Annotated in this window: 1 protein-coding gene; it reads right to left on the bottom strand. The window is 68.0% G+C overall.

Features of this window, described 5'->3' with window-relative positions; translation table 11 throughout:
* Positions 1-130 precede the first annotated feature (130 nt).
* Positions 131-544 (bottom strand): DUF3459 domain-containing protein (locus ACP4IX_RS36560; RefSeq protein WP_426558996.1); only part of this gene is annotated, 414 nt, incomplete at its 5' end.

The raw sequence follows: 544 nt of genomic DNA, 5'->3' as shown, positions 1-544 counted from the left end.
ACGCCGTCGCCGTTGCTGTCCTGGAAGGAGCGGACGAGTACCTCGTAGAAGACGGCTCGTTTGAACCAGTCCGGGTCACGGTCCTTGGCCGGTGTGTCCTCGAAGGTGTCCGGCACGGGCTCGTTGACGATCATGTGGTGGGTGACCCTCCGATCTGCGGGTTGGACGGTCGCAGAACCGTGCAGACGTGCGCGGGCGAACGGCCCGGCTCCAGGCGCACATAGTTGGCCCTGCCCCAGTGGTAGGTCTCGCCGGTGAGCTCGTCGCGCACCGGCACCGACTCGTGCCAGTCCAGGCCGAGTTGCGGCATGTCCAACGAGACCGTCGCCTCCTGGGTGTGGTGGGGGTCGAGGTTGGCGACCACCAGAACCGTGTTCGACCCCTGCCGCTTCGAGTAGGCGATCACCTCCTCCTTGTCCGTGGGATGGAAGTGCAGATCGCGCAGTTGGCGCAGGGCCGGGTTCTCCCGCCGGATGGTGTTGAGGCGGGTGATGAGGGGGGCGATGGTGCGGCCCTCGCGTGCGGCGGCGGCCCAGTCGCGGGG

This window comes from Streptomyces sp. WG5, assembly GCF_049974565.1.
Classification (GTDB): domain Bacteria; phylum Actinomycetota; class Actinomycetes; order Streptomycetales; family Streptomycetaceae; genus Streptomyces.
Note: the sequence above shows the minus strand (reverse complement) of the source record. Positions and strands in the feature narration are given on the sequence as shown.